Source organism: Rhodoplanes roseus (assembly GCF_003258865.1).
In the GTDB taxonomy this organism is placed as follows: Bacteria; Pseudomonadota; Alphaproteobacteria; order Rhizobiales; family Xanthobacteraceae; genus Rhodoplanes; species Rhodoplanes roseus.
The window spans coordinates 1-2,345 of record NZ_NPEX01000503.1; the positions used below are offsets into that span (position 1 = coordinate 1).

The window sequence follows — 2,345 nt, forward strand, 5'->3', positions numbered from 1 at the left end:
CGGCGGCCCGTGCGGCCGCGCCACGTAGACGCGATGCTCGAGGCCGCCGCCGGGCCGCAGCGTACGGACTTCGGTGTGCGGCAGTGTCACGGGCTCGGCCCGGGAGGGCCGGAACGGCACCGTCGTGCCGTGTCCCGCCGTCGTCCGGCGCGTCGTGACCGCCGTCTGCGCGTCGTGCTCCGTCACCATCTGTAGGCCAGCGTCCCGAGCACGACCCGGCCGGCGCCATAGAAGCACTGGGTCGACGACGCGCAGGCCGACACGTAGGTCTTGTCGGCGATGTTGGTCACGTTGACCTTGGCGTTCCACCCCTTCAGCCGCGGCGACAGCTCGGCGAAGTCGTAATGGACCGCCGCGTCGAACAGCGTGTAGGACGGCACCACCATGGCGGCGCTGTTGATCGCATCGCCGTAGGACTGGCCGATATAGCGCACGCCGCCGCCGAACCCGAAGCCGCGCAGCGCTCCGATCTGCAGCGTGTAGTCGAACCACAGCGATGCCGCCTGATCGGGCGCGCCGACCGGCACCTTGCCCTGGATCGGGATGCCGCTGGTGACGACCGGGCTCTGCGTGACCTTGATGTCCGTGTAGGAATAAGCCGCGACGACGTCGAGCCCCTTCACCGGGGTGATCTTGGCGCTCACCTCGACGCCGCGCGAGTTCACCTCGCCGAGCTGCATCTGGCAGTAGCCGCCGGAGGCCGAGCACAGCGGGTTGGCCGAGCTGGTGTGCGAGGAGTCGGTGGTGAGCACGTTCTGCTGAGTGATGTCGTAGAGCGACACCATGACCATGCCGGGGAACCAGCGCGGCTCGTACTTGATGCCGATCTCGTACTGCTCGCCCGTGGTGGGGACGAACGGCGCGCCCGTGTAGTCGGTGCCGAGGGTCGGCTCGAACGAGGTCGAGTAGCTCGCATAGGGCGCGAGCCCGTTGTCGAACAGATAGGTCACGCCGGCCCGCCAGGTCGTCGCCTGGTCGTCGGGCGTCGCATGATTGGTGACGGCCCCGGTGGCGATGGTCTGGACGGTCGAGTCGGCCTTGGCCCAATCGTGCCGCACACCGAGCATGAAGGCCCAGTTGTCGAGCCGCATCTGGTCCTGGGTGTAGATGCCGAGCTGCCGGCGGGTCTGGTCGTTGCGGGTGGTGAGCTTCGGCTCGGTGATCGGCGCATAGACCGGGTTGAGATAGTTGACGTAGGTCGCCGAACCGGTGCCGTAGACGGCGTCCGCAGACGTCCACTGATAGTCGAGGCCGGTCAGCACCGTGTGCTTGAGCAGCCCGGTGTCGAAGCGGGCCTGGACGTGATTGTCGACCGCCACAGCGTCGAGGGATTCGATGTATCGCGTGCTCGACCGCGCCAGGCACAGATTGGTGGCGGTGCCGGCTCCGCAGGTACTGCCGGCGGCGAAGCCGGACGCGGACAGCGCCTTGAAGTCCGAATCGATGTGCATGTAGCGGAAGTTTTGCCGCGCGGTCCACACGTCGTCGAAGCGGTGCTCGAACTCGTAGCCGACCGACGACTGCTTGCGGTCGTAATTGTTGAAATAGGGATTCCCGGCGAAGAAATTGCGCGGGATCTGGCCGTTCGGATTGGTCTGCAACGTGCCCAGCGCCGGCAGCCAGTTGGGCTGGTAGCTGTTGGGGTCGTGGTCGTAGGTCGCCCGCACCGTCAGGGTGGTGTCCTGATTGGGCCGCCAGGTCAGCATCGGCGCGATCAGCCGCCGCTCGCTCTCCGTGTAGTTCACGTCGGTGTCGGAGTTCCGGCCGAGCCCGACGATGCGGTAGAGGAACTCGCCCTTGGGATCTATCGGGCCGCCGACGTCGAAGCCGAACCCGCGCAGCTTGGGGTCGCCCGCCTGGATCATCACCTCGCGGAACGGCGTCTCGGTCGGCCGCTTGCTGATCAGGTTGATCATGCCGCCGAGATTGTTCTGCCCGTAGAGGACCGAGGCCGGTCCGCGCAGCACCTCGACGCGCTCGAGCAGATAGGGATCGATCGACGGCATCGCGTAGGAGACGCCGCGCGGCAGGCGCAGGCCGTCCCAGAAATGCAGGTAGTTGGCGTTGGCGCCGAAGCCGCCGAAGCCACGGATGAAGACGTTGTCGAAGCGGTCGCCGACGCGCGTCTCCGAAACGACTCCCGGCTCGTAGCGCAGCGCCTCGGCGACGGTCTTCGCGCCTTGCTCCTCCATCTGTTTGCGGGTGACGACCGTGATGGCCTGCGGCGTCACCAGGAGCGGCGTGTTGGTCTTGGTGCCGGTCATGCTGCGGTCGGCGACGATGCCGTTCACCGGGCCGACCGCGCTCGACGAGGCCGCGGCGACGCCGCGCCGGCTCGTCGCGTC

General features: G+C 67.6%; 2 protein-coding genes. Both read right to left on the minus strand.

Going from position 1 to position 2,345, the window contains the following annotated elements:
- The coding region (locus tag CH341_RS35465) for a hypothetical protein (RefSeq protein ID WP_210208687.1) at positions 1-189 on the minus strand (189 nt) is incomplete at its 3' end.
- Positions 183-2,345, minus strand: a 2,163-nt coding sequence (locus CH341_RS30740) for a TonB-dependent siderophore receptor (RefSeq protein WP_111423397.1), incomplete at its 5' end; no start/stop codon positions are given. The genes CH341_RS30740 and CH341_RS35465, both read right to left, overlap by 7 nt.